Raw genomic sequence first — 21,355 nt, forward strand, 5'->3', positions numbered from 1 at the left:
ATTGATAACCTGACAAGCAACCCTGTCGCCTGTGGGAGCGTAAGATTATCATACTTTTCATAGGTATAATTTATAGTTCGCGAGTTATACATTAGTGCGGGAGCGTGCATTATATGTTGTTATCTTTGTTCTCGCTGTTTGTCTTTGAAAAAATAAAAAGGCTCCTGAACATCAGGAGCCTTGTTTATAGTTAATGTATTACTTCATTACTGAGGGTTTAGACCCAGAGTTTGCAGTACAAGTTTGAAGTTGTCTTGACGCTCTTTAACTGCGTGAACTTCACCACTCACTGGACAATGACTATCAGGACAGCCACGGTTTACAATGCCTGAAACTGCGTCAATAAACTCAGTGCCTTGTAGGCCACCGTCAACGTATCTCTTCAGCTCAGTATGGTAGTTCCAGCTTGCGTATGGACCACCTTCGTCGTTGTAAGCCTGTACGGAGGTCACCCAGTAGAATAGACCTGCAATCCATTTGATCTCTCTGTTCTCTTCTGAGCTACAAATTAACCCAGGGTTAGAACAGAAGTCGAGATCGGCATAGAGTGGGTTCGCAGGTGGTGCTTGAACAACCACACCATTCACAGTGGTTCCAATTGTATCTGGGTCAACGTGAGAACGACCCATGAAGTGGTTTAGCGTACCGAAGTTCTGGCGACCTGTGGTTTGAATAACACCACGGCCCCACCAGCCACAGCCTTCGACAGTGCCGTTAGTATCGCTACCATCCCAGATGAACTTACCTGCTTTCTGGCCTTCGTAAACTTTACACTCGCCACGTTCCCAAACCTGCTTAGAGGTATCTACGCTGGTTGGGACTTCCATACAATGACCGTCGTTCGTCCAGCGACCAACATTGCCGTTCACGAGTAAACCTTTCTCTGCAAGAACAGAGTCTGGTGCTGCGAAGACTGGCGCTGGCGCACCGTACCATTTCGCATTAGTTAGTGCTGTGACTTCCATCTTCGGATCGCGAGGGCACGAGTAAGGGTGGTCAATGCCGGTAACTGGATCCTTACCGTAATCGGCGTATTTCTGACCTAGCTGACCACAACTTGCTGTCATCGGGTAGTTAACTGGTGCGCCGTATCGAACTTCAGACCAGTTGTTTTCATCACAAGCGTTGTAGCGAATGGTTTCTTGCATACTTTGCGCTAAGAAGGCAGCGATAGCGACTTTTGCGTAAACTGAGTTTGTCGCATCGTTAGCAGCGTCATCTAGTAGCCAGAAGGTGTTACCGGCAACGCCGACATTGTGCATCGAGTTAAGACCCGCTAAGAAGTCATTCCATTTGTATACCGTAGATGGTGCCCATTGTGCTTGAGCCACTTCGTAAAGGAAGGCTTGGTTGTTCATTGCGTTCTCAGCGCTTGCCAACTCAGCATTCAGTGAGGTGATTCGAGTAAGTGGTCCATTCTTCACGCTTTCGCCAACGTAGTACAAAGGTACGGTCGCAGTCTGGTAACGAGCGATCTTAGTGTTTAGGTCAGCACTGTCTGTATCGAACAAAATCGCAAAAATGTTGCTGTGCGCAGCTTTGCGAATATGGCGGTCACCAGAGTTATTGCCTAAGAAGTAGGTGGAAGCCTGTGCGGTCGGAATTGAAGAGAGCAGTGCCGGAGTTTTGATATGGTCAGATACTTGTTTTACGTATTCTAACGCATAGTGCCATTGCTCATCGGTAAGAGCGGCAGTTGTTGCTGATTTAGTAAAGGCAACAAAGTCGGCCTTATTGAGTGAGTCTGCTTTATAAAGCTCGAAACTTGCCAACAGATCTGAAGACGCGCCTGAAGCGGCGTTCCATACTGCTCGTTTACCTGAATGAGTGTTGTAAGCAAAATCACCAATGCTCAATGTCCAACCGAATGTCGCCTGTGGTGCCAGCGCTGAAATGACAAGGTTATGAGCTTGCGCCCAACCTTTAACATCATCCGTAAGCGTATTGATCGCGTTAACGTCAATTTGGCTATGAGTACTAGTGGCGTCTACTGCTGCGGTTAGTGCTTGTTTGACCGCGACAGTACCAAGGGCTGCGCCTTTATCAGCTGTTGCAGCATCCAAGACATCACTGTTGAGGATGATTGACGTCGCGCCAGCAAGATCTGCTGCTTGAATCAAGGCTACGAAGGCGTCAGTCAGTTTGGTCAGATTTGCTAGGTCTTGGCTATTAATTGCATTGATGGTCAAAGTGGATGGAGCGTCAAGACTTGCAGGGCTTGCGACCACAAAATTACTTGGCCAACCGCTGACTTCAAGCCTTACCGGGTCTAATGGGTTTGGCAGTTTCAGTGCGGTAGTGCCACCGGAAGAGTTATTGTCACAATCTAAATGGTGCGCCCAACTGCTGTCACTACCCGGAATGGAAGATGTCCACCAGTTTGCTTTGTAGGCAACATTGTCGTTGACCATGATGTCGCCACCAGTAGCATGATTTCCTTGCGTCCAATTTGGGTATACGTTGAATTCAGCACAGACCCCAGTACCAGGAGTTGGATCGGGTGTTGGGTCTGGTGTTGGATCAGGTGTAGGATCTGGGGTCGGATCGGGAGTAGGGTCAGGTGTTGGATCCGGTGTCGGGTCGGGTTCAGGCGTTGGATCAGGAGTCGTGCCGCTGACCAGTTTCCATGGAGAATCCCATTCATTGGCGTAGTTATCAGTAGGGCTTTGTCCTGCATTCACCCACCATTTTGCTTCATAGGTATTGCCACCAACGGTTACTTGGCTACCGCCAGAGTAGGTTTTCGTTGCATCGTAAGGTTCTGCAGCATAGAGGCTGCCACTTAAAACAATACACGCTAACGAAGCCGCTAACTTGCTCATTCTAAACATAATTAATCCTTTCCACTCGTTATCTTATTATTTCTGTTTCACGTTTTAACGCTTATAAACTGCGCATGGTTAGATAAATAATTACCTAAAAATAAGTTAGCAAGTCTACAAAAGGATATGTGGAATATTGGCTATATTAGGTGCGTTATGCGGCTGAAATCACGAGGTAATGACTGAATTTTTGCATGTTACTTAATTGTTAAAAATAACTTGTGAGCTTGCTTCAGATTTGAATTTAAGCCAATCTCATTTCATAAAGATTGTGCGCAAGTGCATAGAATCGTTAGGGAAACGGGAAACGGGAAACGGGAAACGGGAAACGCGAAACGAGGGGAGAGAAGTCAGCCAAGCCGCGATTGGACTTGGCTGGGAAAGAGACCCTAGTGTTAGATCTTCTTAAAGATAATCGATGTGTTGATGCCACCAAAAGCAAAGTTATTGCTCATAAGGTATTCGACATCAAGTTCGCGACCGTTACCGGTAATGTAATCGAGATTACCACACTGCTCGTCTAATGAGTCTAGGTTTAGCGTTGGACTAAACCAACCAGTGTGCATCATTTCTAGGCTCAACCATGCTTCAATGGCTCCACAAGCACCAAGAGTATGCCCGAAGTAACTCTTAAGCGAACTGATAGGCACTTTACCTAATGCGTTCGCGGTGGCTTTACTTTCCGCAATATCACCACGATCTGTCGCCGTACCATGAGCCGAAACATAGCCGATTTTCTCCGGTTCGATGCCCGCATCTTGCAGCGCCATTTCCATACAAATCTGCATGGTTTCCATCTGAGGTTGGGTCACATGAGCTGCATCGCAGTTGCTGGCAAAGCCGATGATTTCAGCGTAGATTTTGGCACCACGTGCTTTGGCGTGCTCATACTCTTCAAGAACTAGAGTACCAGCGCCTTCACCAATCACTAACCCATCACGGTGAGTGTCGTATGGACGAGGCGTACTTTTTGGCGCGTCGTTCTTTAAGCTGGTGGCAAATAGAGTATCAAAGACCGCAGATTCGGTTGGGCATAGCTCTTCACCGCCACCCGCCACCATCACCGTTTGATAGCCATGTTTAATCGCTTCGTAGGCATAGCCAATGGCTTGGCTACCCGAAGTACATGCGCTGCTAGTTGGTATTACGCGCCCTTTTAAACCAAAGAATAGGCCGACATTCACAGCGGCAGTGTGAGGCATCATCTGAACATAGGTCGTGGCGGTAATGGCTCTGGTCGATTTCTCGTTGAGCATGACACCAAATGCACCGACGGCGTCGGTACTGCCTGTCGAAGAACCGTAAGCAATACCGGTCTGACCGTTGGTAAGAACCTCTGCGCCTATTAAGCCTGCTTGCTCTAGTGCATTTTCGGTTGCAACAGTTGCCAAGCGAGACACGCGCCCCATACCGCGAACTTGCTTGCGTTTGTAATGTTTAGGCAGCTCAAAGTTATCAACTGGTGCCGCGAGTTTAGTGTTAAGACCATCGTACTGCTCGTAAGACGGCATGTATTGAGTGGCGTTTTCGCAGGCTCTTAACTTAGGTTCTACAGATTGCCAGTCGTTACCAAAGGCAGTAACGCCGGACATACCAGTGACTACGACGCGGCGACTCATACTAAACCTCCGTTAACCGAAATGACTTGGCGAGTTACATAGCCCGCGATGTCAGACATTAAGTAGCTGACCAAGCCCGCCACTTCTTCAGGCTCTCCCATACGGCGTAGCGGAATTTGAGGCATCGCGTGCTCTTTGACATGGTCATCAACCATACCGGTATCAATAAGACCAGGCGCAACACAGTTAACGGTGATTTTGCGTTTAGCCAGCTCAAGCGCAAGAGATTTTGTTGCACCAATAACACCAGCTTTTGCCGCGCTGTAGTTGGTTTGCCCGCGGTTACCCATTAGGCCAGATACAGAAGCCAGTGTGACAATTCGGCCACCCTTACGTTTTTGTACCATTGGCATCACGCATGGGTGGAGCACATTATAGAAGCTATCCAAATTTGTGTGGATAACACCATCCCACTCTTCTTCTGTCATCGCAGGGAAGGCGGTATCGCGGGTAATGCCTGCGTTGTTAACCACACCATAATAAGCACCGTGCTGTTCGATGTCGGCTTCTAACTTAGTTCGGCACTCTTCGCGATTGCTGATATCGAACTGGATCAGACGGCCGCTGCCACCATTTTCCTCAATGAGGTTCAATGTGTCCTGAGCACCTTGCTGATCACCCATATAATGGACGGCAATGGTAAAGCCATCTTTAGCTAATTGAACGGCAATCGCTTTACCGATACCTTTACTTGCGCCTGTCACTAAAACTTGTCGGGTCATTGTTGACTCCTGATTTTCATTTCTTTTAATTTTTCTTCGGATGGTACGTAAACATTCAATTGGCAGCTCGCCACGGTTTGCTGCTCGAATTCGATTCGCGCAGTGAACACAGCCATTCCGTTATCTTCCATCATTTTCTCGGCGTATACATCGAGTATTTGACCTTGATTGAAATGGTCACAATGAGATGTGTAACGGCGACTACCAAGAAGAAAACCTATTGGGGGTTCTTGGTCTTGTTGCATGGCATGGTAACCAGACCAAGCTGCCACTGATTGAGCCATAAACTCAATACCGACGTATGCAGGAATGGTTTGTGACTCGGCGTTGAAGAACGGATTCTTATCACCAATATCCACCTGACAGTGAATGGTGTCTTGTTGAATGTTTAGCGCACGATCAATAAGTATCATGGGCTCATCATGGGGCAATAGGCGCCCAACTGAGGGGTAGTTAGTCATGGGTGTAACCAAAAATTAGACTAATGTTGTTACCACCAAACGCAAAAGAGTTACTTAAAATGGCTTTGCCTTGCAGCTTGGTTTGAGTTTCAACCAGTGAAACTTCAATGTCTTCTGCTTTGTTTTGGCAATGCTGAATCGGTAGTGGTAAATCGTGTTTTAAAATGTGCCAAGCAATCGCGGCTTCGGTAGCACTAGCAGCGCCCAAGGTATGGCCTGTCAAAGGCTTGGTTGAGCTAACAGGCACGCTGTTTGGGAACAGCCTATGGATGGCTTTGCTTTCCATGCTGTCGTTGAGTGGGGTCGCTGTACCGTGTGCATTGACGTAGCCAATATCAGCGGCAGTTAGCCCTGCATCATCAAGTGCTTTCTGCATCGCTTGCTGAGCACCAACACCTTCAGGGTGAGGTGCAGAGATATGATGAGCATCAGAACTATCACCTGCACCAAGTAAGGCAACCTTTGATGGTGTTTTGCCTAGCAGCATTATCGCCGCTGACTCGCCGATATTGATGCCATCACGAGCCTGTGAAAATGGCTGACAAAGGTTCTGGGATAAAGCTTCTAAACCGTTAAAGCCATTTAATGTTAGGCGGCAGATCGTATCAACGCCCCCGACAATGACAGCATCAACCAACCCACTGCGCATTAAACGCTGAGCAGTTATAAATACGCGCCCACTGGAAGAGCAAGCGGTTGAGATAGCATAACAAGGCCCGGTAATTCCAAAGTAGGACGCGACAAAGTCACTGGTATTACCTAACTCTTGTTTACGGTAGTGGTATGAATCGGGAAAGTCGCCACTATCTAACCTCTGCTTATAGGCAATTTCGCCATCGGCAATGCCAGATGTGCTAGTGCCGATAATCACAGCGATACGTGATGCACCATATTCAGCAATGGCATTTTGGACCGAACCCTCAATTTGCTTAAGTGCAGAGAGAGCCAATTGGTTATTGCGAGTATCAAATGCGCTTAAGTGCTCAGGCAGTTCGGGCAGCTCAGCTTGCACGCGACCGACTATGGTTGAGGTTTTCGTATTGAGTATATGATCATCTCGCACCATGTTTGATGCGCGTTGACCGGACAGGCACTGATGAATCTGAGAGTCTTCAGATCCCATCGCAGAATGAAAGCCACAGTCTTGAATAAAAATGGGTCTTGAAACGTGTGTCAGCATGATGGCTATCTATGGTGTTGTCTAAACTTTGTTAAATTGCAGTGTTTTAATTTTAATAGTGTAGTTGTCGATTAAGTGATGGAAAACGATATCTCCGCTTAGCCTGTCCTTGTTGCTATATTGGATATCAATGACCTTTTTACCACTATTATCGAAAATTGCTCGGGTATTATAGTTATCAATTATTTGCCACCTTACCTTATTTAATGGGGCTTCCCAAGCAGAAACAGGCCAGAGCGTGATCATCAGGTTAAATAGTACCTGCTCTGGAGGAGGTAAGACGCCCCCTAGACCACTTAGTACCTCGGTTGTGATCTCATCATCTTGATAGTTAAGCGATAATATTCGAGTGCCCCAAGATGAAAAACCAGCTAAAACCAGTTTATCGCCACTCACTTGTAGCTGAACAGGCAGCTGCTCTGTACGTTTTTGCTTATTGCTGTTCCACGTCGCTTCAATCAGTTGGCTTGCTGTTAGGGAATAACCTAAGTCGCCTGGCGTCGGTAAACTAACTTGCTCCTGCTGAGTAATCTGAACAACGGGTGTAGCTGATTGAGGAGTTAAGCTACAGGCACTTACAGTCACACCAAGCAATGTGACTAATAGCGTTTGGGATAGAAAACGTGACTTCATGATGGTTTCCTTTCTTCAATAGCCATAGGGGACAGCAACCAAGCAACGAAAATACCGCTCAACACTGTGATACCAAAACTATGAATGGCATGTGTCTGGCTCAGTGACAGCAAGCCAAACGAGAGCAATGTGGTCATCGCCGAAAGCGTAATTGCCAGTAATGTACTTTGACTACGCGCTTTTTCAGCAAAAAACAGTGTGTAGTCGATGCCAATCCCAATAATGAGAATAAGTGCGAGTAAATTGAACAGATTCAGAGTTGATCCTATAGCTGAAGCGGTCGCTAAACCAGCAACGCAGGCAATCAAAGAAGGCACCAAGATCTTGATTGAATGCTTGAAGCCATAACGTTTCACCAGCAGTAGTGCAATTACCGTCAATGCCGCAATAAGCAGTTCCATGACTTTAACTCGATAGTCGGCAAACAAAGCCGAGATCTCTTCGGCTTTATTGAGGTAGCTAATATCACTATGAATATTGGCAAATGCCTTAATCTCTTCTGGTTGCGAGAGCTCATTGAGAACAACGACCCCGGCGACTTTATCTGCGATTTTGCCGATATAGAGAAAGCGCACCGGCTCTGAAACCGTATGCTCAAGATACTCTTGCAGCGTCACTTTCGATAACGGAGCAGACAAACTAGGTACTTCGGATAGCTTTAACGTATCGCGGAGAAGAGTACCTTGCTGCTGATACAAATCTTGAATCAGTTGATAGTTTTGCTCTTGGCGAGCGACAGAACCAAGGTATTGGCTTAGGCTCTGATAACCTTGGACTTTACCTTCACCTTGCCAATTTTTTAGCTGTGTGTCTAAATCTTCAAGCCTTTGCAGTAACGCTTCATCGTTGGCAGCGGTCACGACTAACATCTGTTGTGATGATTGTAGGCCACTCAGTTGGGTAATGAACTCTTCCTGTTGTTTTAAACTCTCAGGCATGGCTTGAAGCTGCCTGATATCGTCATCATAGTGCAAATTTGATAAAGGCAAGGTCGACGCGATTAAGCAAGTTAAAGGTAGCCCGTACTTAACTGCAGGCTTAGTCCACACAGCGAGCCACTGTTGCCAGAACCATTGCCCTGGAAGCTTTCTGTCAGCACTTGGCTTAACCGCGAGCACAGGATACCAAGCGACGACAGTGGCGTAGGCGGCAATTAAACCAATGGAAGAGAACAGAGCCAGTTGTTGTAGCCCCGGGAAAGGTGCAATCAGCATTCCTAGGTAGCCGATTAAGCTGGTGATGAGCCCCATAGTGATTGCGGTAAAGATATGCTTTAGCCCTTTACGGCTGTCCCATTTTTGACCCGCGGCCAGACGTTCGGTTAGATAGTGGAATGCATAATCGATGGAGACGCCAATTAAGCTTGCCCCAAATACTAAGCTAAACAGATGCACGCTGCCAAATATCCAGGTTGTTAGAGCTAATGCGGATAAAAGGCCCACACCAATAGAAAGAAGCGCAAGTGATAACGGTGCTGCACTGCGGAAAACACCAACAATTAAAATGATGACGCCTAATAGCGAGAATAAACCTATGGTACTGATCTCGGATTTGGCACTTTCAGTACCAAATTGGGCGTAAAACAACACTCCAGTATGGAAGGTATTGGCACCAAATTGTTCGGTTAGCGAGTGCTCAATCGAAACAATATCTGCGACACCTTGCTGCGCCGTTAAGCTATAAGGTGAGTCATTGAGTGTCGCACTGACAAGTATATATTTTTGCCCTTCAAACTCTGTAGTGAGGAAACCTTGGTCAAGGACAAAAGCCGAGCTCAACTGAGTTAATTGAGAAAGGTAATCTCGAAAGAGGAGGAATGGATCGCTCGCGAGCTCTTGACCTGTTACACCAGAAAACGGGTTATACAGTGACTGGAGTACATGTTGAACTTGAGCTTGAGGTTGATTGGCTAACCTATCACGCTGCTCGGCTGTCAGTTGTTGGTAGCGGTGATCAAAATAGTAGGCCGCCCACTGACTTTGTTGCTCTGCGCTTACTTTACCGACGACTTCGGCAAACAGCCCTGTTTGGGTCAAATCTTGTTCCAATTGGCTGGCCGCCGCGAAGGCATGATCATCCTTGTTGGCGGTGACAACAAACACGACTTTGTCACTTAAATTGCCAGAGACAGATTCAAAGGCTTGTTCTGCGACAGGATCTTGCTGATTGATAGGCAGCAGCTTGAGGATATTGGTTTCAATTGGAGATTGGGCTGACCAGAGCCACTGCTTCGCAAGCATAGCAATAAACAGCATGACTAAACCTAGCCATGCTAGTGCGATTTTTCTCGTTGTTTTTGCTTCTGCTGAGTTAGGGAGCTTAGAAGCTGAATTGCGCTTGTTCAGCATCCGTTAGACTCTCTGGTTGATGAGTTTGATTGGAGAAAAGAATCTCGGTTTTATCACCACGAATTTCTTTTAAGGTCAGTTGATCAATGTTCTGGCTTCCAACTAGGGTGATTGTTTCGAATACTGCATTTAATGGCGCTTGCTTCGGTGTGAGCGTAATAGTCCAGTCACCAGAGGTCACCTTGAATGCAATGTCGAACTGTTCCTGCAGTGCTTGCGTATCACCATGGAAAACCGCCAAAAACACATGGCTGAAATAAAACGCCATTGGGTTGTCTTTTGCGGTGACGGTTTGTGGTTTTTGACCTGCAAAAGTTTGGCGCAGCTTATCTTTAGTCAGAACGAGATTAACTGGAAAAGGGACTGTTTGCTGCCAAAGTAGCCCTTGCTGTTTGCTTAATGTGAAATTGCCCTGTGAGCTAAGAGGTTGCTCGAACATTTCGATGTGTCGCAGTTGGGTGAAGTCTCCGCGAACAATTTCATGCTGTGCAAGTTGAACTTGCAGCGACTCAAGATCAGTGACTGTAGCCGATGAAAATGGAGAGACAGCAAGCAGGGCAATTAACAGCCATTTTTTCATTCGGCAATTCTCCCGTGTTGGTGCCAGTATTCTATTTTATCAGTTAGCGCCTTAGGTGAGGCAAAACACATCTCTTCCGTTTCCATTGCCACTGCGACTTGCATTGTGTGACCCTTACACATTCTTTGTCCTGACTTGCTATCATAAATGACGTAATCGACGCGCAGTCGGTTTTCCCACTCGGTGAGTTTCGCGGTTACGCGGATCTCGTGGTTAAATGGAATCGCTTTTACGTACTTAACTTGAGTCCCTATGATAGGCCACATGTAGCCAGAGGCATTCATTGCTAGGTAACCGTACTCAATCTTATCCATCATCACACGACGAGCTTCTTCAAAGTAGCGGAAGTAGTTACCGTGATAGATGACGCCCATCGGGTCAGCATCTTGAAAAGAGGTGACTAATGTCACCTCAGATTCGAGCGGGAATAGGATCTCTTGCTCCATTATGACTCCGAGTACAAAGACCAGTGACGCTGTTGAATACGTGAAATAAAGTGGCGCAGATCTTTCTCCAATGGACGATCTTCTGCAACAAATTCAAACTCTCCAAGTACGGCATCGCGAATCATCTTTAGATTGTCGCTCATATGGTGCTCATCGAGCTCATTATGACGGCGACGAATCTCTACCGCTTGAACACTTGCCAAAAGCGAAGCGGCAGCAACTTGTTCAGTCAGCTCCAATACGCGAATACAATCACGCGCTGCAATGGTGCCCATGCTGACTTTATCTTGGTTATGACATTCCGTTGAGCGAGAGAAAACACTGGCAGGCATGGTGTGTTTTAGTGCCTCTGCTGTCCAAGCCGAGATGCCAATTTGTACCGCTTTGAAGCCATGGTTAATTGGTTTACGTTCGCCTTCGGCACCCGTTAAGTTGAATGGTAAGCCGTTATTGAATTTGTAATCCATTAGCTGCGCCATTTGGCGGTCGAGCAAGTCAGCTAAGTTAGCGATACCTGTTTTTAGCGTATCCATTGCCATCGCAATATGGCCGCCATAGAAGTGACCACCATGCAGAACGCGTTCGTTGTCGCCATCGATTATTGGGTTGTCGTTGGCACTGTTTAGCTCGTTCTCAATCATTGAACGTAGCCAAGGTAGTGAGTCTTGTACTACCCCGATAACATGCGGCGCACAGCGCAGTGAGTATCGGTCTTGTAGTCGGTCACTGTTGCGCGGTGGACGATCCGCTTTTAGATCATCACGTAACCAAGCTGCGACCTGCTGTTGACCCGGGTGAGGTTTAACCGCAAACAGAGCTTCATCGAAGTGGAAGTCGTTACCATGCATACCGACAGAAACCATGGCAGTAATCTTGGTGCAAAGTTGCGCTAAGTACTCGGCGCGTTTATAGGCAAGACAAGCCAAAGCAGTCATGACGGATGTACCGTTCATTAAGGCTAGGCCTTCTTTGGGCTTTAGGTGAATAGGATCAATGCCAAGTTCGGCAAACACCTCAGCGGTAGGGCGCACTTCACCTTTGTAAAGGACATCACGTTCGCCAATTAATGCTGCAGCCAAATAAGAAAGTGGAGTAAGGTCGCCACTGGCACCAACAGAGCCCTCTTGAGGAATACGTGGCGCAATATCTTGATTGATCAAAGTAACGATTTGGTTAAGCAGATCATGGGTAACGCCAGACACACCTTGCGCTAATGAGCAAAGTCGCGTTGCGAGTACTGCTCTTGCTTGTTCATGAGAGAGCACCTCACCTAAACCACAGCCGTGGAAGCGAGTTAAATGCAGTGGCAGTTCGTCAACAAGGTTAGGCGGAATTGCGACGGTACATGAGTCGCCGTAGCCGGTTGTGACACCGTAGATGACGCCTTCTTCTTTCAGCAGGCGTTCTAAAAACGCAACACCGCGATCGATCTTTGCAGTGAATTCTGGTGAATTATTGAGGCTAGCATTGGCACCTTGGGCAATGGCAACCACGTCTTCTATGGTTAGCGCCTGTGCGCCAAACTTAATGGCGTTAGTGTTTTGCTTTGTCATCATTCTGATTACTTAATGTCCAAAAATTGAAAAAATTATACCACTGCAAGGGTGCTCGCAGGGTGTAGTGTTGCAGTCGATTAGCGTAATCTTGCACCACTTTCTCTAGCGCTTGCTGACGTTCTTTACGTGGAAGAACGATCTTGTCGCTAAATGGTTCGAAATAGACGTCAAAGTGAGGTTTCTCACTTGAATCATCTCTTAAGCCAAATAATAGGTAAACAGGTGCTTTGAGCACTGAAGCCAGCATAAATGGGCCTTGCGGGAAGGGAGCAGGTTTACCTAAAAACTCTGCCCACACAGAGCGACTTTCTTTGCTGGTGGAAGTGCGGTCACCGACAATAACCACCCACTCACCTTGCTCGATTTTTTGCTGGAGTAAAATCGCAGTATCCGGCCCCATTGAGCTGACCTGTATTAAATTTAACTCAGAATTTGGGTTGACGGCCTTCATCACGGTGTTGAAACGCTCAGCATGTTCAGTAAAGACCAAAGCGTTAATCTTGACGTGTGAATGTCGGCGGCCAAGCGCACGGCAAAGCTCAATATTACCCAAGTGCGAACCAAGGATAAGTACCCCTTGGTTATTGTCGACCATTTCTTGGAAATGTTCTTGACCGTGAATGGTCAGATTATCGACATTGAAGTCACCTTTCCAAGCGGCCAGTTTATCTAGCATGGTATGACCAAACGAGAGTAAATGCTGATAGCTATCTAATCCATTGGGCAGAGTGAGCGAGTGTTGCTGAGCGTAACTTTTCAGCTGCTTGAGATAGATGTCAGAAGCTTGTTTCGCGTCTTTGCCAGTTAGGTGATAGTAACGCATGACAACTTTGAGGATAAGGTTAAACACCTTACGCCCCAGCAAGCTGTAGATCGCGAGCATCAATTTGATACCAAAGATGGTGCCTTGCTCTTGTCGTTTAGACCAGTGTGCATCTTTATTGGCAGCGCTCTTGCGACGGTTACGCGCCAGTAAACGAGGGATTCTTGGCAACATGGCGAAGAAAAGTCGCGTGTGCATCCAACTGATTTTAACGTTGTCCCACAGAGCATCAAAGTGGGAGATGCCGCCTTCAGGGTAGATAACGCGAGTTTCAACAAAATCAATCTCGACGCCTTCCCAATACATACGCACAAGAATCTCGATATCGAAATCCATTCGTGTGCCGATGTCGTACTTATCGAGAACGTCTACGGTTTTGGCTACTGGATAGGCTCGAAAGCCACACATACTGTCTTTGATGGCAAACGACAGTGTCTCTATCCAGACCCAAACGTGGGTCGCGTATCGACCATATAAGCGCGATTTAGGCACGCTATCATCGTAGACGGGCTGACCAGAAATGAGATGATTGGGGTTTTGCTGTGAAGACGCTAGCAGATTAGGCAGCGCTTCTACGTCGTGCTGCCCATCGGCATCAATTTGCGCCACATGACTGTAGCCAAGCGCTTTCGCTTTGCGAATACCGGCCATGACGGCGCCACCTTTGCCCGAATTCTCAGACAGCGTGACCAGAGTAATATTGTCTTGCTCGGCTAACTGTTGAAGTGCCTGTTTAGTTTCATTATTGCTGCCGTCATCCACCACAATAAAAGGTAATGAAAAAGGTTCGAGCGATGACACCACAGCAGCGATGGTACTGCCATGGTTATAGCAAGGGATAAGGAAACAAGGTTGGTAATGTTCCACGTTACTGACCTAACTTCATTTTACCTGAAGAGTGGATAACCAATCTCTCACCTTGTTGTGAACTGTACTTGAAGGCGAGCTTTTGCTTTGTTTCATCCCAGCTCAGCGCAAGGTTAACTGTCATGTCTGGTAGGATAGGCTCTTGGAACTTGATCACTTCCATGCCTTTAAACGTCGGCGGAGTGCTTAGCTGTTCAACGGCATAATACAGCGCCCAATCGATTTGGCTGACGCCCGGCAGCAAAGGGAAATCAGTAAAGTGACCACGAAAATCCAATATGTCAGCATCCACTTTAAAAGTTAAAGTCGTTTCTGAATCTATTGTCTTTACATCTATTATCGTTGGTTTTCTTTTATCCATGTTCTTTTAATCTTGGAATAGCTTTTCAATTTCAGCGACTTGTCGCTTACCTTGACTGTTAAGCGGAATTTCATCTAGCACGCGATACTTTCTTGGAATCGCGATAGGCTCTAGCCAGTCGCGCAGACTTTTACGTAAAGAGAGCCAAAACTTTCCTTTACCAAGTCGCTCCACCTCTTGTTGGCCTGCGTTGGTTAATACTATGACTGCGCAAAGTGTTAAACGGTTCCCATCTTGCATTGGAATGACCGCGCTTTCTTCAATGCAATCTAATTGTTCCAAACGTTTTTCTACTTCAACCAAAGAAATACGTTTTTCCTCAATTTTCACGACTCGATCAGTACGCCCTTTTAGGTCAAAGGTCACATTATCATGGAAATGGCATTCATCCGCTGTCTGATACCACTCACCACCTGCAATGTGCGGAGCACGCAGTCTAAGACAATTTTCGCTATTTAGCTCTGCTTCTACACTTGGAAACAACTGCCAAGGTGTCGTTGCCACTTGCTGTTGTCTAAATGCAATCCCTCCAGTTTCTGTACTACCGAAGACTTCAATCGGAAGGTGAGTAAATAACTCATTGCTGTGTTTGGCTGCACTTAGGGGTAATGGACCGCCCGAGGAGAAAACACAACGTAGTGGTGAGCTAGAATGCTCCTCTGTCAAACGCTTAAGTAAGGCAGGGCTGCTAACCAAGACAGTATTGTCATCCGCGTGGTGGACAATTTGTTCTGGAAACTCAAGATTGAACTGTGCAAACGGCCTACCTGCACACAAAGGCCATAACAGGCGAAACAGTAAGCCATAGATGTGTTGGTGAGATACGGTACTTTCAATACGTGTATCTACCAAGGTTTGTCCCCACAGTGACTCTAATATTTCAATTTCAGTTGCAAGCTGTAAAAGCGTTTTGTTGATCGCTTTCGCTTTACCGCTAGAGCCGGAAGTGAACAAGGTTATCGAGATCTGTTCGAGTGATAACGTATCAAAGGAAACTTCATTGATCGTCCCGTGTGCGTATTGATTGAGCTTTAGTGCTTTCAGTTCGTTCGCTACCACGACTTGCTCATCATGGATAACGAGATCGAAATGGTCATTTAGCTCCGCTACGGCTTGAGTTTGGTAATTACCCGGTAGGATGATTGTTTTACTTGCATAACAACTGGCAAAGAAACTGACCGCAAATAGATAGCTGTTACCAAAGCACAGAGCGACGCGCTTTGCCGAATGTTGCGATAGCTGCTGAGAAAACTCAGCCACATCTTGTTGAAACTGACCCCATGTAATGGTTTCGTTTGACTCGAACGCCACTGGCTTTGTGCTCAAGCGCGATGCGTCCATAAGCGAAGCAAGCGAAGTAAATTCGGGGTTAACTAGGTTCATTTTGGTGAGTGATCCTTACGAATAAACTGACGCACAACCCACTCAATTGCAAACAAGCTGCCAGCAAGAATGTAGCTGATCAGCCCGTTGTATAGTGTCCAAACTTCGATAGATTGGAAACAGGTATACAGGGCAGTCAAACCATTGAGAACAAAGAATAGACACCAAACTATGGTGACTTTACGCGTGTAATCAACACCGCTTTGAGGTAGGTCGGGTTCTTGAAGGCGTGCCAAGCGCTCTATGATGGTCTGGGGCTGCTTCAAGCTAGAAGCAAACACAACCAGCATACATAGGTTGACAACGACGGGGTAGAACATCAACCAGCCATGTTGTTTGAACAGGATACCTAATCCAACCAGTGAGATACCCGTAACAGCGGTAACTTGCGCGACGTATTTGAGTTCTTTTAGTTTGGTACGATGTACGGACAGAAGGCGTGCTCCCAAGGCGGCGATCAATAGAATCCCCACCATGGAAAGGCCGTATTTATCTATGCCGAAGTAAACGGCGAATGGATAAGCGAGCAGGACAAGTGCAGACAGAACTGTCAGCAATTGGCGCATTAGGCTTCCTTAAGAAGCTCAGTCACTGCGTTAACCACGTCTTCGACAGTACGCACAGTACTGAACTCAGCGGGTTTGATTTTTTTGCCTGTCACGTTCTGTAGGTGAACTACTAGGTCAACAGCGTCAATGCTGTCTAAATCAAGATCTTGATACAAGTGCGCTTCAGGCACGATATCCGCAGTATCAATCTCAAATAACTCTTCAAGTGCGTCCTTTACTTGAGCAAATACCTGTTCTTTATTTACATCTGTCATGGGTGTACCTACGGATTATTCACTGATCTGTGAAGAAATATACTTCGCTAAATTACTCACTGAAGCAAAGTGCTCGCGAGTATTTGAATCATCCGCATCGATGACAATGTTGTATTTCTTCTTAATCGCTAAACCTAGCTCTAACGCATCGATTGAGTCTAGGCCAAGACCATCACCAAACAGTGGAGCGTCTGTCTCAATATCGTCAATGGTTAAATCTTCTAGATTTAGTGCATCAATTATAAGTTGTTTTATTTCGTTGTGTAGTTTTTCCACTTGGGCCTACTTGTCACTAGTCATTTTCTGGAAAGATCGTCTCTGATAAATGCTGCTGCAAACGGCGAGCGGCAATTGTTGGGGACGTAGTTTGCTCTATAAATGGTTTAACCTCAACTTTATCCTTAACTTCAACAAGGAAAAAAGGCTTGGTAGGGGGAACTTGATACCATTTTGTCTCTTTTGTGAGAAAGCTCGGAGAAACGCTAATGTGAATTACGCGTAAATCTCGCTCAGTGCGCACAGCGATTTGCGCTGAGCCTCGCTGTAGTTTCGATTCAACACCGGGTGTGGTTCGGGTGCCCTCTGGGAAGACGAGCAGTACGTTGCCTTGTTCAAAACGTTTTTCGCATATTGCCAGCAAGTCATCAGGCGTTTCATTTGGAATGTAACCCGCCGCCTTAACAATATGCTTCATAAATGGGTTGGCCCAAATGGCAGATTTAACTAAGCAGTCACATCGTTTCAATTGCGATGCAATTAGAACATAGTCAATAAGGCTTGGATGGTTGGCAACGATTAAGCAGTTTTTGTCTTGTTGCAGAAGCTCAGCGCCGACAATTTTGTAATCAATGGCACCAGTGAACTTCATCAGTTTACAAAACAGATTGAATGAACGCTGAATGGCACCTTGAACACGGTACTCTCGAACCGTTTGATCTTTGGTCAATAGGTGAATTGCGGGGATTACGACAAAACTCAGGGTTAAGCCGCCAAGGCCAAAAACAGAGAAGCAGAATCCCGTCGCGAAAACACGCCAATGTTGATCGAATGTTTTCATTAATTTCTCTGCCAAGTCCATGTCTGTTGTGGGGATTCAATTTTCCATTGGCTTTGATTAGACAAGAAATGACGGATGAATTCTAATCCTTGTGGCAGTGTTTGGGCTGATGTCTCGCTAGTTTGATGCTGCGATAGCGAGAAGCCGTTGCCATTTGCAACAACAAGTCCTAAGCCGTAACCGCGATAGCTCTGGTCTTCATACTTTTTGTAAGCGTCAGGTAGTGGCTCATCGAAATCGACAACCAATACTTTGCTGTTTGGATGATCGTTTAAGTACAACCAAGCTTCGATAATCGCACTTTGGAACGTATTTTCTGAAGCAGCAATAGAAGTAAGAGGAATAGGTTTTTTGGTCGCGATGGTGGCAAGACCTGCCGCAGTATTGTGTACCGACTGAGAAAACGCCATCGGAGAAGCTTCTTCACCATTTAAGATGTCGTCGACAAGTTTGACACTGCGGTGCAGTTCTCCATGACGACTGGCGAAGACCAGGTAGTCGACCTCGTGCTCATTGAGAAGTTCGATGGTCGTTTGAACGGCAAGCTTGCTCAGATTACTCATTCTACGGCGCATCATAGGTGGAATCGCAGAGGTAATTAATTTGTCCTCTTCAGGCCACTGTAAGCTATTTGCCCAACTTTCCCAGTTTTGAGACACTGAGAATCCGTTAGAATGCGCGAGCCACGCGTCGATGTTAAATGAGATGTTGATATCTGAATTTAGCATAAGATATTGAATTGTCGTTTTTACAGCGAAATACTATTAAAGACTAAACACCTAATAAGGAATTATTAATATGTCACCACTAAAGTTACTCAGCTCAGTATTGCTCGCATTGCTACTTGTCGGTTGTGGTCGCGTTCAGCCAGTAATGAACGTTGAGGATACTCCAGTTGCTTATAATCTTCAAAGTAAACAAGTTAAGATGGCGATTATGCAAGCTGCCATGAATCGCGGTTGGGTTGTAGAAGAAGTTTCTGCAAATGAACTGAATGCGAAATTACACGTTCGCTCGCATTATGCGGAAGTAAAAATTCCATATAACGACAAGTTTTACTCAATTATTTATCTCAACTCAGAAAACTTGAAAGCAGGTGATGGCAAAATTCACCGTAACTACAACCGTTGGATTAACAACTTAAACGTAGATATTAAGAAGCAGCTTGCGCTTACAGCGTCTGCACAATAATCATTTAATCAACTTATAGTTAGGTTTTTCGTGGTACAAGAAAACAAAGACCCGTTTAATGCTCTAGAAGCAAAAACAGAGGCTCAAAAGCTATCATTTGCGCCAATTGTGTTCCAAACAGCGCGCACTTTACGTGATTTAGGTATTTTGTCTGCTCTAGATAAAGCAGGTGAAAAAGGCTTAAATGCGGTAGACATTGCTCAGCAAACTCAGGTTTCCGAGTATGGCGTTAAAGTGTTGCTTGATATGGCGATCAGCGCCAATATCGTGTTGTGGGAAAAACCTAACTATTGCCTAGCAAACTTAGGCTTCTTTATCCTCCATGATGGCATGACCAATGCCAACATGGATTTTACTGCTGATGTTTGTTACGCGGCGATGATGCATCTCACCGAAGCGATAGTTGAAGGCAAACCAGCTGGCTTGAAGGAGCTTGGTGACTGGGAAACCATTTATCAAGGTTTGTCGACTCTGCCAGAGCAAGCAAAAGAGAGCTGGTTTAAGTTTGATCATTTCTATTCTGACCGTTCGTTCCCGGTTCTGCTCGAAGAAGTTTTTAAAAGCCAACCGAAAACACTGGTTGATATCGGTGGCAACACGGGTAAGTGGGCAATGCAATGCTGTAACTACAACCCAGATGTTGAGATCACCATTGTTGATTTACCTCAACAGCTTGAGATGGCGATGAAAAATGCTAAAGATCAGGGCTTTGCAAGTCGAGTTCATCCGCACCCTGCCAATATGCTCGATAAGCAGCAAGTACTGCCAGAAAGCGCCGATGTTTGGTGGATGAGCCAGTTCTTAGATTGCTTCTCGCCAATGGAAATTCTCAATATCCTCAAGAAAGTCAAAGGTCAGCTTCGTCAAGGCGATTCAATCTACATTCTTGAGTTGTTCTGGGACGCGCAAAAATACGACGCCGCTTCTTTCAGTTTGAATGCCACTTCTCTCTACTTTACCTGCCTAGCCAATGGCAATAGCCGTTTTTATCGTAGCGACGATTTCTTAGAGATCATTGAAGCAGCAGGTTTAGTCGTTGAAGAAAGAACCGATAATATTGGTCTTGGGCATACGTTGCTCAAGCTAAAATCACAATAAAAATTATGAAAAAAGAAATTACCCAAGTCGTTGTTGTTGGTGCAGGGCCTTCAGGTTCTACGGTTTCTGCGTTGTTAAACGCGCAGGACATAAACGTAATTGTTATTGAAAAGGCGCTGTTCCCACGCTTTTCTATCGGAGAAAGCCTACTTCCCGCGTGTATGGAAGTGGTAGAGCAGGCCGGCATGCTTGATGCGGTTAATCAATACGGTTTTCAGTACAAAGATGGCGCAGCGTTTAGGCGCGCTGGCGTATACACCCAGTTTGAATTCACCGATAAATTTACTTCAGGGCCAGGGACCACGTTCCAAGTACAGCGAGGTAACTTTGATAAAGTCCTCGCCGATAGCGCTGAGACGCAAGGGGTAGAAATTCGATATCAGCATGAGTTAACTGAACTTGAGTTTGTTGGTGAGCGCTCTTTGCTGACAGTGAAAGATAAGCAGGGTGAGAGCTACCAAATAGAAGCAGACTATGTGTTGGATGCGAGTGGCTTTGGGCGAGTTTTACCAAGAATGCTTGACCTTGAAGAGCCTTCTTGCCTTCCGCCACGCAAAGCTATTTTTACTCATATCGTTGATAACATTGACCCGCAAGCGTTAGAGTACGACCGCAACAAGATTCTAATTTCAGTGCACCCAGAAAATCACGATGTCTGGTACTGGTTGATTCCTTTTTCCAATGGCGTGTGTTCATTTGGTGTGGTGGGGGAACCTGAGTTCTTCGACCGCTACCCGGAAGATAAAATTGCCGCTATTAAGCAACTGGCGAGTGAAGAGTCTGGTTTAGCCCGATTGCTTGCCAATGCAGAATACCCAAACCCTGCGGGAGAGCTAGGCGGATACTCAGCGAACGTAAAACAACTCGCGACCAAGCACTATGCTCTGCTAGGCAATGCAGGAGAGTTTCTTGATCCGGTATTTTCTTCCGGTGTGACCATTGCGATGAAGTCGGCCCAGTATGCCGCCGAGTGCGTGGTGAAACAGCTAAATGGGCAAGAGGTGGATTGGAATGAAGAGTATGCTAAGCCACTGATGGTTGGTGTAAATACTTTCCGAACTTATGTCGAAGGCTGGTATAGCGGTATTCTGCAAGATGTTATCTTCTACCAGAACCCTAATCCTAGAATTAAGCAAATGATCAGCGCTATCTTAGCGGGGTATGCATGGGATCAAGATAACCCATACGTTAAGAATAGCGATCAACGATTAAAAACATTGGCGGAGCTAGTTCGCGAAAACAATAACGCTTAGAGTTTTGATTTGGCTCAAGACTAGAGATGGCGAAAACCTCAATCACCGATCATACTTTTGGAGGGCCTGTTGACCTTTTGAGCTGATTTTTGCAGCTGTTTGTGGGTTCTTTATGCAAGGCAGAGGCTTTGA

At 46.1% G+C, this 21,355-nt stretch carries 21 protein-coding genes; 3 read left to right on the forward strand and 18 right to left on the reverse strand.

Annotated elements, in window-relative coordinates:
* Positions 1–206: 206 nt before the first annotated feature.
* The 18 genes from IX91_RS16260 to IX91_RS16345 all read right to left on the reverse strand — a co-directional run bounded on the left by IX91_RS16260 (position 207) and on the right by IX91_RS16345 (position 18,409).
* Positions 207–2,831 (reverse strand): cellulose-binding domain-containing protein, encoded by a 2,625-nt coding sequence (locus tag IX91_RS16260; protein ID WP_004744616.1) that lies wholly within the window; start codon positions 2,829–2,831, stop codon positions 207–209.
* 386 nt (positions 2,832–3,217) lie between these two features.
* Positions 3,218–4,441 (reverse strand): beta-ketoacyl-ACP synthase, encoded by a 1,224-nt coding sequence (locus IX91_RS16265; protein WP_004744617.1) that lies wholly within the window; start codon positions 4,439–4,441, stop codon positions 3,218–3,220.
* On the reverse strand, positions 4,438–5,163 hold the full coding sequence (locus IX91_RS16270; protein WP_004744618.1) for a 3-ketoacyl-ACP reductase FabG2: 726 nt from the start codon (positions 5,161–5,163) through the stop codon (positions 4,438–4,440). The genes IX91_RS16265 and IX91_RS16270 overlap by 4 nt, the downstream gene beginning before the upstream one ends.
* Positions 5,160–5,624, reverse strand: coding sequence for a hotdog family protein (locus IX91_RS16275; RefSeq protein ID WP_004744619.1), 465 nt, complete (start codon positions 5,622–5,624; stop codon positions 5,160–5,162). Before IX91_RS16275 ends, IX91_RS16270 begins: the two co-directional genes overlap by 4 nt.
* Positions 5,617–6,804: a beta-ketoacyl-[acyl-carrier-protein] synthase family protein gene (locus IX91_RS16280; protein WP_004744620.1), complete on the reverse strand. Its 1,188-nt coding sequence runs from the start codon at positions 6,802–6,804 to the stop codon at positions 5,617–5,619. Before IX91_RS16280 ends, IX91_RS16275 begins: the two co-directional genes overlap by 8 nt.
* Positions 6,805–6,825: 21 nt before the next feature.
* Positions 6,826–7,437: a DUF3261 domain-containing protein gene (locus tag IX91_RS16285; protein WP_004744621.1), complete on the reverse strand. Its 612-nt coding sequence runs from the start codon at positions 7,435–7,437 to the stop codon at positions 6,826–6,828.
* Positions 7,434–9,785 carry an MMPL family transporter gene (locus IX91_RS16290; protein ID WP_004744622.1) on the reverse strand — a complete coding sequence of 784 codons (2,352 nt, stop codon included), beginning with the start codon at positions 9,783–9,785 and terminating at the stop codon, positions 7,434–7,436. Before IX91_RS16290 ends, IX91_RS16285 begins: the two co-directional genes overlap by 4 nt.
* Positions 9,757–10,365: a LolA family protein gene (locus IX91_RS16295; protein ID WP_004744623.1), complete on the reverse strand. Its 609-nt coding sequence runs from the start codon at positions 10,363–10,365 to the stop codon at positions 9,757–9,759. Before IX91_RS16295 ends, IX91_RS16290 begins: the two co-directional genes overlap by 29 nt.
* A complete protein-coding gene (locus IX91_RS16300) occupies positions 10,362–10,811 on the reverse strand; it encodes an acyl-CoA thioesterase (RefSeq protein WP_004744624.1) in 450 nt (149 codons plus the stop codon). The genes IX91_RS16295 and IX91_RS16300 overlap by 4 nt, the downstream gene beginning before the upstream one ends.
* Entirely contained in the window at positions 10,811–12,364 is a 1,554-nt protein-coding gene (locus tag IX91_RS16305) for an HAL/PAL/TAL family ammonia-lyase (RefSeq protein ID WP_004744625.1), read from the reverse strand. Before IX91_RS16305 ends, IX91_RS16300 begins: the two co-directional genes overlap by 1 nt.
* Positions 12,345–14,057: a glycosyltransferase family 2 protein gene (locus IX91_RS16310; protein WP_004744626.1), complete on the reverse strand. Its 1,713-nt coding sequence runs from the start codon at positions 14,055–14,057 to the stop codon at positions 12,345–12,347. Before IX91_RS16310 ends, IX91_RS16305 begins: the two co-directional genes overlap by 20 nt.
* Before the next feature lies 1 nt (position 14,058).
* On the reverse strand, positions 14,059–14,418 hold the full coding sequence (locus IX91_RS16315) for an ApeI family dehydratase (protein ID WP_004744627.1): 360 nt from the start codon (positions 14,416–14,418) through the stop codon (positions 14,059–14,061).
* Between the two features lie 6 nt (positions 14,419–14,424).
* The gene (locus IX91_RS16320; RefSeq protein ID WP_004744628.1) at positions 14,425–15,801 is read right to left on the reverse strand and encodes an AMP-binding protein; all 1,377 of its coding nucleotides are present in this window, start codon (positions 15,799–15,801) and stop codon (positions 14,425–14,427) included.
* On the reverse strand, positions 15,798–16,367 hold the full coding sequence (locus IX91_RS16325; protein WP_004744629.1) for a COG4648 family protein: 570 nt from the start codon (positions 16,365–16,367) through the stop codon (positions 15,798–15,800). The genes IX91_RS16320 and IX91_RS16325 overlap by 4 nt, the downstream gene beginning before the upstream one ends.
* Positions 16,367–16,624 (reverse strand): acyl carrier protein, encoded by a 258-nt coding sequence (locus tag IX91_RS16330; RefSeq protein WP_004744630.1) that lies wholly within the window; start codon positions 16,622–16,624, stop codon positions 16,367–16,369. The genes IX91_RS16325 and IX91_RS16330 overlap by 1 nt, the downstream gene beginning before the upstream one ends.
* 15 nt (positions 16,625–16,639) lie before the next feature.
* A complete protein-coding gene (locus IX91_RS16335) occupies positions 16,640–16,900 on the reverse strand; it encodes a phosphopantetheine-binding protein (protein ID WP_004744631.1) in 261 nt (86 codons plus the stop codon).
* Positions 16,901–16,916: 16 nt separating this feature from the next.
* Complete coding sequence (locus tag IX91_RS16340; RefSeq protein ID WP_004744632.1) at positions 16,917–17,681, reverse strand: lysophospholipid acyltransferase family protein; 765 nt, start codon at positions 17,679–17,681, stop codon at positions 16,917–16,919.
* Positions 17,681–18,409: a beta-ketoacyl synthase chain length factor gene (locus IX91_RS16345; protein ID WP_004744633.1), complete on the reverse strand. Its 729-nt coding sequence runs from the start codon at positions 18,407–18,409 to the stop codon at positions 17,681–17,683. The genes IX91_RS16340 and IX91_RS16345 overlap by 1 nt, the downstream gene beginning before the upstream one ends.
* Positions 18,410–18,479: 70 nt before the next feature.
* On the opposite strand from IX91_RS16345, the gene IX91_RS16350 reads away from it, so the two are divergent.
* From IX91_RS16350 to IX91_RS16360, 3 genes are read left to right on the forward strand one after another with little or no spacing between them, the layout of a single operon-like run.
* Complete coding sequence (locus IX91_RS16350) at positions 18,480–18,872, forward strand: hypothetical protein (RefSeq protein ID WP_004744634.1); 393 nt, start codon at positions 18,480–18,482, stop codon at positions 18,870–18,872.
* A 30-nt stretch (positions 18,873–18,902) separates the two neighbouring features.
* Complete coding sequence (locus tag IX91_RS16355; RefSeq protein ID WP_004744635.1) at positions 18,903–19,970, forward strand: methyltransferase; 1,068 nt, start codon at positions 18,903–18,905, stop codon at positions 19,968–19,970.
* Between the two features lie 5 nt (positions 19,971–19,975).
* The gene (locus IX91_RS16360) at positions 19,976–21,223 is read left to right on the forward strand and encodes an NAD(P)/FAD-dependent oxidoreductase (RefSeq protein ID WP_004744636.1); all 1,248 of its coding nucleotides are present in this window, start codon (positions 19,976–19,978) and stop codon (positions 21,221–21,223) included.
* The last annotated feature ends 132 nt before the right edge of the window (positions 21,224–21,355 follow it).

It is taken from the genome of Vibrio tubiashii ATCC 19109 (assembly GCF_000772105.1).
Lineage (GTDB): Bacteria > Pseudomonadota > Gammaproteobacteria > Enterobacterales > Vibrionaceae > Vibrio > Vibrio tubiashii.